This is a genomic window from Paenibacillus etheri (assembly GCF_001012825.1).
Taxonomy (GTDB): Bacteria; Bacillota; Bacilli; order Paenibacillales; family Paenibacillaceae; genus Paenibacillus_AQ; species Paenibacillus_AQ etheri.
In genome coordinates this window covers 238,167-252,291 of record NZ_LCZJ02000016.1, presented here as the reverse complement: position 1 = coordinate 252,291, position 14,125 = coordinate 238,167, and the positions used below count along the sequence as shown (strand labels likewise).

Sequence of the window (14,125 nt, the reverse complement as noted above, 5' to 3'; positions counted from 1 at the left end):
CGGGAGCAGCTATTCATCTTTCAAAATACAAAAAAGGCCGCTGCCAGCGGCCTTACATCTGTATTGCGAAATCCAACACATATTCACTCTCATCGCTTAATGCTCATTTTTTCAAGATATCTATATACTCATCTTTCTCGCGATCTGTCCCCGCATCAAGCTTCAAACGAATGGATTTCGGGTGATCTAATACGTTACTGCTGAAGTAACTTATAAATCCATCCTCACTGCCACTTCCACCATTCGATTTATTTTCCACTTCGTGCTTCCCAACCCGCGATATTAACTCGTTAGGGGTATTTCCAAATATTTTATTTCTAACATCCCAATCGGTTTTTAATTCCTCGCTTAATGTATATATAACTACTATACTTAACGGAGATAGCTCCACTTCTGCAAGCTTTACTTCCTGTCCATCAATCATAAACGGCTGATTTAGAACTATTGTCTCGGTCTTTTGTTCCCAGAATTTCGAATCAATCGTGAAGTTTATCTTTAAACGATCAGAATATCGCATGTCAGCTAGATTCGTTCCCGTTTTCGGTTTCGCTAGCATTCCTGGATCCACTGAAGCGATCTGAAAATTCGCAACCACCTCTTTAGAGAATGCTTTATTCTTATCTAGTGGGTATATAGTTTTTCCAAGCCATGTATAAATACTATCCTCAGCATGTAAACCCATCCCACTTCTGCTCCCATTTTTATCCACTACACTTTGTCCTGTTACAGCATCTGTCAGCCACACACTATTCACGTTGTAAATTTCCTGACCACCACTTGTAGTCCCTGTATACAGAAGCATGATTTTATTTTCATCAGCTAGCACAGCATTCAGGGTGATTTTATATCCATTCGACTCAGCACTCTTATTAACGATCTGCACATAATCATTCCGAATTGCAGACTCTAAAGTAAGCGCATCAATATCAGCTGCCGCCAATTTTTTGAAAGGTTCCAATACACCCCAATCCTCCGTTTCAACACTTGAAGTGCCTTGCTGTGGCAACAGCTGGGTTGGATTGAAGAACAGTAATCCTGCGACCATAACTGCAGCAGTCAGGACAGCCATCGCGCTTTTTGCGAACATTAGTTTTTTTCCGCGCTTCTTCCCTAGTTCGAGTCCTGCTTGTATGGCATAGATTTGTGCGGCCGCACTCTCCATTTTTTGCTCCTGCGGGATCCGTTCAGCATCGTTTAACATGGCAAGCTCCTCCTGACTACTCATGGTTCCAATCACCCCGATTCTTAATGATGGTTCTTAACTGCTTTAGTCCTTTATGCTGCCATGTCTTAACCGTACCCTCAGGTTTATCCAGAATGTTAGCAATCTCGCTCAAGGTCATATCATTGTAGTATTTAAGTAGCAGCACATGGCGATACTTGGGCTTAACCTGTTCAAGTGCCCACAGCATCTCCATCCGATGATGGCCAATATGCGTAATCCGCTCTCCTATTCTCTCGTCTACAAGCGGCATGGAACGTTTTCTGCGTCTTTGTTCATCTATACAGACATAAATCAGAATCCGAATGATCCATGATCTGAACGCTTTAGGATCCTTTAACGTTTTTCTTTTGATCCAGGCCCGGCAAGTCATTTCCTGCATAGCTTCAAGTGCATCATTCCGGTTACGCAAATAGCTATAGGCTATACTGTATAATTGTTCTCTATGTACTAATATGGAATCGTAGAAATCCGTCTCGCTCCGAGTATCAAGAATCGTTACTTTCTTCATTTCTGCATTAGTCATCGTCATATCCTTCCTTACCCCCTCTCCTTAACCTCTCATAGATTAAGACGGTGAGGGTATAGAAACGGTTTTTATTTGTATTAACTTTTTTGGAGCTGAGCACTTTAAGATTATAACATTCTATAAAAAATGAATGATAAATGTTATGATAGGTAAAATCGGACATAATCAATGGTACGCACTCAAAAGTATCATAGGAACTAAAAAGTACCTATACATTGGAGGATATCATGACAACCATCAAGAAAAAATACAATATTTCCGTTGAGGCCACACTAGAAGTCATTGGAGGGAAATGGAAATGTGTAATTCTCTGTCACCTAACGCATGGCAAAAAACGCACATCAGAATTAAAACAATTGATGCCAGGGATTACTCAAAAAATGTTAACACAGCAGCTTCGAGAGTTAGAGGCCGATGGAATCATCAATCGAATCGTATACAATCAGGTTCCACCAAAAGTGGAATATGAACTTAGTGAATATGGTGATAGTTTAAGCGACATTTTGACTTCTCTATGTAATTGGGGAGAACAACATATCATTAAGCAGTATGGCGATAAATATGCTGTGTTAGAGGACAACATTTTAAATAAATAAATTATACGCCCATGAAAAAAGGACAGCTAATCAGATCGATTCAACTGTCCTATAACTTAAATTACGCCCTCTCCACCAATAGCAGTTGCTGTGAATGCTATCGGTCCAAATAGATTTATAGGCAAGTTGCTATCATTTTGAATTACCAATTCATAGTTGTGGACTCCAATATAAGGACCATCAACCCACAGAACATTTAATTGAATATCAGTAGTTGTAGTGAAACGAAAAAAGGATTTATAAATATCGACTCCAGCACGTCGGATTAATACAAAAAATTGACTATTAGCAAGTGCATTAAGACTAAAACTACCATTTAACTCGACTCTACTGGAGAAAGAGGCAGGATTAGCCGGACTAATATTTACTTGCGCTGTGGCTAGACCCGCTCCAGCTCCAGGAATCCCCGCAACCGTTATAGCAGTGGTAAGCGGGTCTAACGGGATTTTTGCCTGTGAACCATAACTTATAATTGTCGCCATTTATCATCACTCCATTTCAAGGGTATACGTTATTATATTGTGAAGGCGCAATGATAGATTGGACATAATTCCTAATGAATATATACATTTAATTTATTCTTTGCTAGATCATATAAAGCTAGATACTTCGTCTATCACCCTCTAATTTCCACCCATTGACAAACTCACTCATCAGAATTACAATTATCCAAATATCATGAACAACGCTGACAAAGGGTAAGTAGACAATCGAACATGGACTTCAGAGAGCCGGTGGTTGCTGCGAACCGGTGTCCAGCGCTTGATCGAATGGCCTTTAGAGTTGCTTTTCCGAACCATCTTGCCGATGCAGTAGGGAGAGCCGGGGTTTCCTCCGTTATCAAGGGACCTGTATCCGAGCTGATCTATAACCCTCTCCGTACAGGTAAGAGAAGATCGTAAAGCAACCGAAACTTATGGTGGTGACGCGATCATTTAAGGTGGTACCACGACAACTTCGTCCTTATTGGATGAGGTTTTTTTGTTATTTAAAGGAGGTGATGGCCATGGATGATGGCTGGTGGTGGCGACTCAATGTTAATCAGAAGCAACAAAACAGGAGGAATTTAAATGATAAAAGAACGTGTATTAACTGGAGATCGAGTGACTGGAAAGCTTCACCTTGGCCATTACGTGGGCAGCTTACAGAACCGAGTGGCGCTACAGGAGCAATATGATACTTTTGTGTTTCTAGCGGATATTCAAGCTCTAACGACTCACTTTGACCGCCCTCAACTACTTGGTCAAAACTTGAATGAAATCACACTGGACTATTTATCAGCGGGTATAAATCCAGATAAAGCAACAATATTTATTCAATCCATGGTTCCTGAGATCGCTGAGCTGACCGTCCTATTCTCCATGTTTGTTACTGTGAATTCGTTGCGGCATAATCCTACCATTAAAGCCGAATCGAAGAATTCCAGCTTAGATGAACTGTACTACGGTTTTCTTGGTTATCCAGTTAGCCAGGCCGCAGATATAACCTTTTGTAAAGCGACAATAATTCCTGTAGGAGAAGATCAGCTTCCCCATCTGGAGTTAACTCGCAAAATCGTACGTAGATTCAACGAGCTGTACAGCCCCATCCTTATGGAGCCTAGAGCGCTCATCAGTGAGACACCAAGACTAGTGGGAACAGATGGGAACGCTAAAATGAGTAAAAGCCTAGGCAATGCTATCGAGCTGGACTCCACGAAAGAAGAGATCACCTTCAAGATCCGTAAAGCCACAACCGATCCAGCCCGTGTGCATAAAAATGATCCTGGACATCCAGAAGTTTGTCCTATTTATGCTTATCACCGTGCTTTCCGTTCACATGACGCCCCAGAAATTCGCGAAGGTTGTGAAAGTGGTAGCATAAGTTGTTCTGCCTGTAAGCAGCTTATCACTACAGCTCTAGACCAGCTAATTGAACCAATGCGTGAGCGTCGCTCCTATTATGCTGCCAGACCCAAGGTTGTTGAGGATATCTTATTATCAGGAACTAAGCTTGCTCGCGACATCGCTCAAGAAACGATGTCCGAAGTACGTGAGGCCATGGGCCTTAATTATTTTTCAAAATAAAACTGATCAGTAGGAGCAATAAAAAAGCGCCGGACTCTCTATTGAAGAGCGCTCCGGCTGTCTTTTCAAGAAAACGTTATGTATGACATCAACCGCTTCAAGGCATTAAATTAAGGAAAAGGCCGTAATCCCCTAAAGCGAGGTTACGACCTTAAATGTATTCCTTACAGCACCCAATTTCCCTTACGGAATACCGGTTCAATCGTGCCATCCGCAAGTTCTCCATCAATATCCAGGTCTGCCGAACCTATCATGAAATCGACATGCGTTAAACTAACATTAGCTCCTCTTGCGACAAGCTCCTCGTTTGTAAGCTTCGTACCACCTTCGATATTCACTGGATAAGCACTACCAAGTGCAAAATGGCAGGATGCATTCTCATCAATCCCGGTATTATAGAAAATTCGGTTCAAGCGAGAGATTGGAGAATCATGCTGCACTAAAGCAACCTCTCCTAGATAGGATGCACCATCATCCGTTGCCAGAAGCGAAGTCAGATGCTCACGTCCGGATTCAGCTTCATAAGCTACTACTTTTCCATCTTTAAAAGTAAATGAAAGTCCTTCGACCAAACGTCCGTTCAAATTTAATGGAAGTGTGCTTCTTACTGTACCGTTCACGCCTGTACGATTAGGCATGGAATAAATCTCTTCCGTTGGCATATTAGCCACGAAATACACACCCTTATCATTCTCACCGCCGCCTCCACGCCATAGATGACCTTCTGGAAGCTCTACATGCAGATCCGTTCCTGGAGCGCGGTAATGCAGGCTTTTATAACGCTTAGCGTTCATTCTATCCTGACTCTCTTTCAATTGACCGATATGTGCTCTCCACGCAGCTACTGGATCATCGCTACCTACACGATTCATCTGGAATACCGCTTCCCACATCGCTTCCACTCGTTCTTCCTCAGGGAGATCGGCAAACACCTTGTTTGCCCAAGCACGCGTTGGAGCCTTGACGAGGGACCAGCTGATCTTACTATTACGAGTATATTTGGAGTAGTTCTTACGAGCAAGCGCTGCCGCTTTAACCGCTCTTGATACTTTGGAAGAATCAATACCATTAAACAATTCCGGATCTGGTACTTTAATATGTAAGATGGCGCCGTTCTCTTCCGCAAACTTCTCCATCATTTCTGCTTGCCACTGTGGATAGTAATCGAAGGAATCTTCTGGGGCTTTTTCGTAACGAATACGTGTAGTCGCTTCATCGTCCCAATCTACAATTACATATTTAGCTCCTGCTTCATAGGCTTTACCTACAATCAAACGAGTAAGCTCTACAGTTTCAATAGGTGCATGCACCATTAAGACTTGTCCAGGCTGTACATTTACCCCTACTTTTACAACCAGGTTCGCATATTTCTCTAACATTACATCAAAATCTTTCATGATTTCTCTTCCTCCATCTCTATGGTTGCTTTTCTGTCGCACCAAAGCACCGGAGCTCCTTAATTAGCAGACGGTCAGCTTCACTTCTTATTTTAACGCAAAATACGAACAGTTGCGATTCGAGATAAGAAAACGGCTCCCACTAAGGGAACCGCCGCGTAAATTTTTATTTTTTATCCACCTGCAGCAATGTTACGGTCTTTAAAGAATAGGTATGCATAATCTTGTCCTCAGAAATTACGTTAAGCTTGGTCAAACTTGCTACCTTCGCGGGGTCTGATTTGGAGAGCATACGCCACACTTCAGGGTCTGATAAGGTTTCATATAACTTCAGGTCATCATATTCTTTGCGATTTTGCGTCACTAGCTTCACTTTATAGCTTCCGATTTCAGCCTCAGTTGCCCCCTGCTCACTACAATAGCTTAGAATGTCCTGACGAAGATCTGCCAATTCTTTTTCGATTTCCTTTTGCTTTTGCTTCAGTCGATAATACTGCTGTACCTTTTTCTCCATCATCTTCACGCTCCTCTATAGACATATGTATGCCGGAAGCGCTAAATAAATAAGTTGAGTTCCCTATCATAAAATTTTATAATGAGCCGGGAGCGATAGTTTACAGAATACTCCTTACTTCCACAAAAAACAACGATTCGGCAGGTGACTTATGTTTCATTCTTACTTTTTCCCAATTTCTTATGCCTTTATGATGTTTCCTATAGCAGCATTGATCTTCACACTCCCTTTTCTAATTGTTCAATACCGTAGACACGGCTATATCCATAAGCTTAGAGCTTTAATCCTATACTTACTCTTGCTCTATCTGATGAACGCTTATTTCCTCGTGTTGCTTCCGATGCCTTCCTCTAGGCATAACATGGCACCTTCGGGGAGTATTATGCAGCTCATCCCTCTTCAATTCATACAAGATATTATGGATGGCTCTAAGATTATACCCGATCAGATTTCTACATATTGGTCGTTACTGCGTGAACCCGCTTTTTTACAGGTCATATTTAACATCGCTTTAACGGTGCCGTTTGGATTGTTTCTGGGCTATTACTTTCGGGCGCGCTGGGGGATGTGTATTCTCTTGTCTTTCATACTTTCGCTGTCCTTTGAAATCACTCAGGTTACTGGCATCTACGGTTTTTTTGACCATCCCTACCGCCTATTCGATGTCGATGATCTTATTACCAACACTCTTGGAGGGATTTTCGGATTCCGAATTGCCATTTGGATTAATGGGCTGCTGCCACGTATAGAACAACTGGATACAAATATCGATCGCTCTGCCAAAAGAGTCTCTTATACCCGCAGAGGGATTGCTTTTCTCATCGATAGCATGGTGTGGATCATTGGATTCGGTGTCCTCTATGGATTCGATATAAAAAGTGCTTTCTGGATTGTAACAGGGATTTACTTCATCCTAATTCCAGCTTTCACAGGTGGGCGGACCTTAGGCAAATGGATTGTACGTATTCGGGTAACGAGCAAGGGGCATCGGGCTTCTTTCTGGGCGCTTATGATCAGATATGGACTGCTATATTGGGTGATGCTTGGACTTCACGCGCTTCTTATCGATTCTGCTGTGACGGGGCTTCTCTCTTCTTCATCGAGAACGATCGTTTTTCTCTTTGTTCTTCTGGCCGATCTAGCGTTCTTTATTCATTTAGTCATTAAGGTATTCAAAAAAGATGACCAGCTATTCTATGAGAAATTAAGCCGAACCTCACATGTTATTTCATGGCCAGAGAAAAGACTGCATACCGATGACTCAAACAGCAGCCCTTTAGAAGTTTAAAAATGTTCTCTTTTATATGGTGTTTATACATTGAAAATATTATAAAATCAGAAGGTAATGATTCTCAAATTTAGGAGATGAATGAATGGAAACTGCAAGCAGCATGCAATTGCCTAGAAGTCTTCCAGAGGCGCAGGGAATTTCATCAGCCGTAATATCCAACTTTATTAATGCGGTAGAGAATCAAAATTTAGGTCTACACAGCTTTATGCTCCTTCGGCATGGTTATATAGTTTCTGAAGGCTGGTGGTCTCCTTACGAGCCCGACCTTCCACATATGCTATTTTCTCTTAGCAAAAGCTTTACTTCAACCGCTATCGGGTTTGCAGTTACAGAAAAGCTAATCACACTCGATGATTCGGTCATTTCATTTTTCCCAGAAGATGTGCCCGATGAGATTACCGAGAATTTATCCAAAATGAACATTAGGCATCTATTGATGATGGGTACCGGACAAGTCACTGATACTATGGATACACTTCATCAAAGTGCAGATGGAAATTGGGTCAAAGCCTTCTTCACAATCCCTGTAGAAAAAGACCCTGGAACACATTTTCTCTATAATACTGGCGCCACTTACATGCTCTCAGCGATTCTGCAAAAGGTCACCGGACAAACGCTACTAGAGTACTTAGAACCACGTCTTTTCACGCCTCTTGGTATCCGTGGAGCGACTTGGGGATCCTGTCCTCGTGGAATCAACACAGGAGGATTTGGCTTGAGCATTACTACAGAGGATATCGCTAAATTCGGCCAGCTATACTTACAAAAGGGCATCTGGAATCATCAGCGCCTTCTGCCCGAAGAGTGGATCCATGAGGCTACCACCAAACAAATTTCCAATGGAGATGGCGATCACGACTGGGCAATGGGATATGGGTATCAATTCTGGCAATGCCAGCACGGAGCCTACCGGGGAGATGGTGCATTCGGTCAAATCTGTCTTGTTCTTCCAGACCAAGATACGGTAATCGCTATCACTGCCGGAACAAATAGTATTCAGGGTATATTGAATGAAGTGTGGGAGCATCTACTACCAAACATGAAAGAAGCCCCTCTTCAGGAAGATCAAATATCAAAAGCTAATTTGGCGGAGCAATTAAAGAATTTATCCATTGATCCTCCACAATTGCAGCAGTCATCCTTGTTAGAAGCTCAAATAAACGGGAAGACATATACACTCGAAAGCAACCAATTTTTACTAGCTACCTTATCCATATCTTTCAACAACCACGAAGCTGAATTCACATTACTAGATGAGCTCGGAGAGCAAAAGGTTATCCGTCTTGGCCGAGGGCAATGGGTCGAAAGCTTTGCACATATCCTTGATCCTTCTACGAACCGGATCATGTCCAGCTTTACTTGGTCTTCTGAGGACCAGCTTCAGTTGTCCTTGTTGTTTGTTGAAATGCCTTTCTTGATTACACTTGATCTTAAGATTCTAGAGAATACGCTAATCCTTAAGCAGCGGATTAATGTGAATATGGGACCGCTTGAATTCGATGATATAATCGGAAGAATTTAATATGCAAAATATTTAATCCATAAAAGAAAGGCCGCTTCGTCCTCTGAGGGACTTAGCGGCCTTAACTCTCTTTTTTAGTCTGTAAAATCAGCAAGCTTCAGGATCACTGGGCAATGATCACTGCCCATGATATGACAATCAATTTGGGCATCAAGTACATTAGGGCCCAGTCTAGAAGAAGTTAAGAAATAATCAATCCGCCAGCCTACATTCCGCTCTCTCACTTTCGGCATGTAAGACCACCAAGAATAGACTCCCTCTAACTCCGGGTGAAGATATCTAAACGTATCTATGAAGCCGGACTCTAGGAGGGTACTCATTTTCCCTCTCTCTTCATCGGTAAAACCAGAGTTGCCACGGTTAGCCTTTGCATTCTTGATATCAATATCCTCATGAGCTACGTTTAGGTCACCGCAAACTACAACTGCTTTACACTTGTCCAGCTCTAAGAGATAATTGCGGAAACGGTCTTCCCATTCCATTCTATATTCCAAGCGGGTCAGATCTCGTTTGGCATTTGGTGTATAGACATTGACTAGATAAAAATGATCGAACTCTAATGTGATGATCCGACCTTCTGCTTCTTCATCTTCTTCCATTCCATATCTTACAGAGATCGGTTTGATTTTGGTGAACACTGCCGTGCCTGAATAGCCCTTTTTCACTGCGTAATTCCAATACTGCTCGTATTCTTCGCCTTGCTCCATAGTAATTTGTCCTGCTTGCAGCTTAGTCTCTTGAACGCAAAAAATATCTGCTTCTACTTCTTTGAAATATTCATTAAACCCTTTAGTGACACATGCCCGAAGACCATTCACATTCCAAGATACTAGCTTTATCATCGGCTTTTCTCCTTGCATTTTGCTTTAATTATTCTCAGTTTATCATAGTTTTATATCCTAATCATTCAACATCCGTGATACAATAACAAAATTGACTCTATACAAATATTAATTAATACGTGAGGTAAAGAAACTTATGAAAGCACCAACACTATTACGAGGGTTTAACTTTTTGTATTTTGCGTTGCTAGCTATGTTCATTCCTTTTCTACCAGTTTATCTAGGGGAGCAAGGTCTTAACCCGGCGCAGATTGGATTCATTATTGGTACTGGAGGATTTGTTACTATTATTGCTCAACCCTTATGGGGGATGATCAGTGACAAAACAAGAACGATCCGCAAAGTACTTTTAGTTCTGTTGTTATGCTCTGCGGTGACGGGATACTTGTTATTCGATTCCAGCAGTTACGTAGGACTTATTCTTTTCGCAATGCTGCTCTATTTCTTCTTAATGCCTATCGATCCTCTGGCTGAAAGCCTGAATTTCCGGATCTCAGAGGCAGCTGGAATCAGCTACGGGTCGATCCGTACATATGGTGCACTAGGGTACGGTGTAATGGCTTTGCTCACGGGTTATGTGCTGAGTTATTTCGGCTCTCAAGGTATGGCCATTTTGTTCGTCGCGATTAGCCTTACAAGCTTTATAGTCAGCTGGTGCATGCCAGATGCTCCTGTCACCGGCAAACCGGTTACACTTGATAGCTTAAAGCTTTTTCTTAGCAACAAAGAAACACTGTTGTTTCTAGTACTTATATTTATTAGCTCCGTTCCTGCGCGAATGAACGATACCTTCCTTGGGGTTTATATCCGCGAGCTTGGTGGCAGTCCCGAATTAGTAGGTCAATCGTTCTTTATCGCCGCAATGAGTGAGATTATTGTGTTTGCCTTAAGCTTTTGGTGGCTACGCAAAGGAAAAGAACTGATCATTATTTCGATTTCTGGAGCCTTTTATTTTCTTCGCTTCTTTATTTCAGCCTGGATTACGGATCCGCATTTGTTAGCTTATCTACAGATTCTACAAATCCTTACCTTCCCGGTATTTTACTCCGCAGCTATTCAGTATCTGTACAGTATTGTGCCTGAGGAATGGCGTGCTACAGGGCAAACCGTACTGGCGCTGTTATTCTTCGGTGTATCAGGCATACTCGCTTCTTATGCTGGTGGAGCTTTATATGAAGCCTTTGGCGGTAAGGCCCTTTACTTAACGATTTCCGTGATGTCCTTTACTGGCATGCTGTTCGGATTGATATTGTACAGAATCTATGGCAAAAAGAGCACTGCTTAGCTTATTCTATAACTGGACAAATAAAAAAACACGGGATGATCACAAAATGTGAGATCCCGTGTTTTTTATTTCAAATTAGCCACCAATAGCAATCGCAGTGAATGTAATCGGACCAATCACTCGTGCTGTAGAAGCTGCATTACGATTCTCTACAATTAATTGATAGTTTTGTGTGCCCAGAGGAGCATGCTCTATCATTTGCAGAGAAACCAGTGAATACTCATCCACTCCATTAAATGCATCTCCAGCAAGTGCGTAGTAAATTTCAGTGCCTGCACGCCATAGGCGAACAATGATTTCTGGCTCACCTACGATAGAACGATAGCCGAATGTTGCGGTCAATTCCACTCTATTCGTTGCTGAAGCTGGGTTAGCTGGATCAATATAGACTGAGGTAGTAGCAATAGAAACTCCTGCTGGAGTGGTTGGAACAGGAATATTCACTCCATTCGCAATTGGTGTTACTACGGTTGCATTGTAATCAATAATCGTTTTAGCCATTCTTTTCATCTCCTTCTCTTGTGATACTCTATTCTATGAGATCTAAGAGAAACGGCTTGGACGAATAGTATTGACTAAAAGTACTAAATTTGAATTTATTATCTTGGTTACTTTAACCTAGGCTGCTCCATAAGCTGCTTCAGCTTGATTTCAGTATTCGAATCTGCGGCTGGAGTATAAATACTACAACGTAAATCTGTGCTGCCTTGAACCTGTAGTGAGGTTAAATGAAATAACATTTTCCCTGCTTTGGCATGTCTGAACTCCAATAGTACATCTGGAGCAGAGCTGACACGACTTTGTTCCCACATTTCATTAAACACTGGATGCAATCCCTTTAATTCCTCTATAAATTCATCATACCAGCGATCCTCTACATATTGTCCGTAATACGCTCTAAAGATCGATAGATATCCACTTACGAAATGTTCCCAATTTACGGCTAAACGTCTGAATTCCTTGCGAACAAATAATAGACGAATCATGTTTCTCTCCTCAATAGGTAGCTTAGAGAAATCGAGAAACACATGAGCTGCAGCCTCATTCCACCCTACAATCCCGCAGCGTCTGTCCGAAATAATCGTGGGACAGGTCTTAAGCTCCTGCAATATTTTCTGTAAAGAAGGACTGATTACAGTGGATTGCTCTTGCTGAAGTAGAACGTTTCCTGTTCCTGTCTCTAATGCTAGCGCAAAAAGATACTTCCGCTCATCAGGAGTCAGCTTTAGGGCTGCCGCAATACAGTCCAGAACAGACGAAGATACTTTAATATCCCTGCCCTGCTCCAGCCACGTATACCAGGTACTGCTTACCCCCGCTAGCTGTGCAACCTCTTCCCTTCGAAGCCCAGGCGTTCTCCTGCGTGTACCTTCTGGCAGTCCAACAGAGCTGGGTGAGATCGCTGCACGGCGTGCTTTTAAGAAATCTGATAAAGCCTGTAATCTCGTCTGATTAGCCATATGCTTCCTCTCCTCTCTGTTACATTCTTTAGTATAGTACAAATTATACTAGGATAAACGATAACTTGTAATAGGATAAAATAAGTGGAAAAATACCTATATACACTTCTTGAGGAGGTTCATTATGGAACGCGTAGTTATTACAGGCATGGGCTTAATCTCGCCTCTTGGAAATACAGTAGAGCAATTTTGGGACCGTCTAGTTTCTGGGGAGTCGGGAATATCCTCGATCACTTCATTCGATACCTCTAACTTTAAGACAAAGATCGCAGGAATTGTACAAGATTTCGATGCGGAGGCTAGATTTGGCCGTAAAGAAGCCCGCAGAATGGATAGATTTAGTCAGTTCGCCCTCGCAGCCGCTGAAGATGCATGGACACATTCCGGTCTACAGCTTGATAAGATTGATAAAGAACGACTCGGAGTTTACGTTGGATCAGGCGTTGGTGGGATTCAGACCTTAATGGAGCAAGGGAGTGTGTTAAAGGGCCGTGGACCGGATCGGGTCAGCCCCACTTTAATTCCAATGATGATCTCCAATATGGCTGCAGCGATGATCAGCATTAAATTAGGCGCTTTAGGTCCTACAATGTCTCCAGTAACTGCCTGCTCTATTGGGAATACGGCCATTGGTGAAGCCTTCCGGTTGATCCGTTATGGTGGTGCCGACATCGTAATTGCTGGTGGATCAGAAGCAGCCATTACTGAAATCTCCTTAGCCAGTTTCGGCAATGCCACCTCTTTATCCACTCGAAATGAGGAACCGACTAAGGCCAGTCGACCTTTTGACGGGGAGCGTGACGGATTTGTTATCGGTGAAGGTGGCGGAATAGTTATTCTGGAGTCACTTTCTCATGCGCAGCGTAGAAACGCCAAGATCCACGGAGAGGTTATCGGCTATGGTGCCAGCTCTGATGCTTACCATATGGTCGCCACCCATCCAGAAGGAATTGGTGCTTATCAAGCGATGAAGCTGGCACTGAATGAAGCTAATCTCCAGCCAGACGAAGTGGATGTAATCAGCGCTCATGCCACCAGTACAGTAGTAGGTGACCGCTCTGAGACCCTTGCGATAAAGAAGTTATTCGGTGATCAGGCCTACCAGATTCCCGTAACCGCTAATAAGTCCATGACTGGACACGCTTTAGGGGCAGCAGGTGGATTAGAAGCCATAGCCCTAATTAAGAGCATTCAAGAAGGAATCATCCCCCCTACCATTAATCAGGAGATTAAAGATTCCATTTGTGATCTGGATTATATCCCGAACATTGCGCGAAAAACCGATCTTACTATAGGAATGTCTAACTCCTTTGGTTTCGGCGGGCATAATGCAGTCATTGTGATTCGGAAGTTTGAAGACTGACCATTCATCTAAAAAACGGGGTTCCAGCTTAGTCATTC

14 protein-coding genes and 1 other annotated feature are annotated in these 14,125 nt (G+C 42.6%); of the genes, 6 read left to right on the top strand and 8 right to left on the bottom strand.

Annotated elements, in window-relative coordinates:
• Window positions 1–103 precede the first annotated feature (103 nt).
• Both UQ64_RS04855 and UQ64_RS04850 read right to left on the bottom strand, forming a co-directional pair.
• Window positions 104–1,225 (bottom strand): DUF4179 domain-containing protein, encoded by a 1,122-nt coding sequence (locus tag UQ64_RS04855; protein ID WP_082650977.1) that lies wholly within the window; start codon window positions 1,223–1,225, stop codon window positions 104–106.
• On the bottom strand, window positions 1,218–1,754 hold the full coding sequence (locus UQ64_RS04850) for a sigma-70 family RNA polymerase sigma factor (RefSeq protein ID WP_060622367.1): 537 nt from the start codon (window positions 1,752–1,754) through the stop codon (window positions 1,218–1,220). Before UQ64_RS04850 ends, UQ64_RS04855 begins: the two co-directional genes overlap by 8 nt.
• 224 nt (window positions 1,755–1,978) lie before the next feature.
• On the opposite strand from UQ64_RS04850, the gene UQ64_RS04845 reads away from it, so the two are divergent.
• Window positions 1,979–2,347 carry a winged helix-turn-helix transcriptional regulator gene (locus UQ64_RS04845; protein ID WP_042187569.1) on the top strand — a complete coding sequence of 123 codons (369 nt, stop codon included), beginning with the start codon at window positions 1,979–1,981 and terminating at the stop codon, window positions 2,345–2,347.
• Between the two features lie 56 nt (window positions 2,348–2,403).
• Here UQ64_RS04845 and UQ64_RS04840 read toward each other — a convergent pair whose 3' ends face one another.
• Window positions 2,404–2,829 carry a hypothetical protein gene (locus UQ64_RS04840; RefSeq protein ID WP_060622366.1) on the bottom strand — a complete coding sequence of 142 codons (426 nt, stop codon included), beginning with the start codon at window positions 2,827–2,829 and terminating at the stop codon, window positions 2,404–2,406.
• A gap of 197 nt (window positions 2,830–3,026) precedes the next feature.
• Window positions 3,027–3,315: a binding site (T-box leader), on the top strand.
• A 102-nt stretch (window positions 3,316–3,417) separates the two neighbouring features.
• On the opposite strand from UQ64_RS04840, the gene trpS reads away from it, so the two are divergent.
• The gene (gene trpS, locus UQ64_RS04835) at window positions 3,418–4,413 is read left to right on the top strand and encodes a tryptophan--tRNA ligase (protein WP_060622365.1); all 996 of its coding nucleotides are present in this window, start codon (window positions 3,418–3,420) and stop codon (window positions 4,411–4,413) included.
• 164 nt (window positions 4,414–4,577) lie between these two features.
• Here trpS and UQ64_RS04830 read toward each other — a convergent pair whose 3' ends face one another.
• Window positions 4,578–5,810 carry an aminopeptidase gene (locus tag UQ64_RS04830; protein WP_060622364.1) on the bottom strand — a complete coding sequence of 411 codons (1,233 nt, stop codon included), beginning with the start codon at window positions 5,808–5,810 and terminating at the stop codon, window positions 4,578–4,580.
• A gap of 166 nt (window positions 5,811–5,976) precedes the next feature.
• Window positions 5,977–6,324, bottom strand: a complete 348-nt coding sequence (locus UQ64_RS04825; protein ID WP_060622398.1) for a hypothetical protein — start codon at window positions 6,322–6,324, stop codon at window positions 5,977–5,979.
• Window positions 6,325–6,475: 151 nt separating this feature from the next.
• Between UQ64_RS04825 and UQ64_RS04820 the strand changes: the two genes are divergently transcribed.
• Both UQ64_RS04820 and UQ64_RS04815 read left to right on the top strand, forming a co-directional pair.
• Entirely contained in the window at window positions 6,476–7,612 is a 1,137-nt protein-coding gene (locus UQ64_RS04820) for a VanZ family protein (protein WP_060622363.1), read from the top strand.
• An 85-nt stretch (window positions 7,613–7,697) separates the two neighbouring features.
• Entirely contained in the window at window positions 7,698–9,137 is a 1,440-nt protein-coding gene (locus tag UQ64_RS04815) for a serine hydrolase domain-containing protein (protein WP_060622362.1), read from the top strand.
• A 74-nt stretch (window positions 9,138–9,211) separates the two neighbouring features.
• Here UQ64_RS04815 and UQ64_RS04810 read toward each other — a convergent pair whose 3' ends face one another.
• Window positions 9,212–9,976: an exodeoxyribonuclease III gene (locus UQ64_RS04810; protein ID WP_060622397.1), complete on the bottom strand. Its 765-nt coding sequence runs from the start codon at window positions 9,974–9,976 to the stop codon at window positions 9,212–9,214.
• A 139-nt stretch (window positions 9,977–10,115) separates the two neighbouring features.
• On the opposite strand from UQ64_RS04810, the gene UQ64_RS04805 reads away from it, so the two are divergent.
• Complete coding sequence (locus UQ64_RS04805) at window positions 10,116–11,264, top strand: MFS transporter (RefSeq protein ID WP_060622361.1); 1,149 nt, start codon at window positions 10,116–10,118, stop codon at window positions 11,262–11,264.
• A 75-nt stretch (window positions 11,265–11,339) separates the two neighbouring features.
• Here the strand turns inward: UQ64_RS04805 and UQ64_RS04800 are convergent, their stop codons facing one another.
• Window positions 11,340–11,765, bottom strand: a complete 426-nt coding sequence (locus UQ64_RS04800) for a hypothetical protein (RefSeq protein ID WP_060622360.1) — start codon at window positions 11,763–11,765, stop codon at window positions 11,340–11,342.
• A 107-nt stretch (window positions 11,766–11,872) separates the two neighbouring features.
• A complete protein-coding gene (locus tag UQ64_RS04795) occupies window positions 11,873–12,724 on the bottom strand; it encodes a helix-turn-helix transcriptional regulator (RefSeq protein ID WP_060622359.1) in 852 nt (283 codons plus the stop codon).
• A gap of 124 nt (window positions 12,725–12,848) precedes the next feature.
• Between UQ64_RS04795 and fabF the strand changes: the two genes are divergently transcribed.
• Window positions 12,849–14,087 carry a beta-ketoacyl-ACP synthase II gene (fabF, locus tag UQ64_RS04790; protein ID WP_060622358.1) on the top strand — a complete coding sequence of 413 codons (1,239 nt, stop codon included), beginning with the start codon at window positions 12,849–12,851 and terminating at the stop codon, window positions 14,085–14,087.
• Window positions 14,088–14,125: the final 38 nt, after the last annotated feature.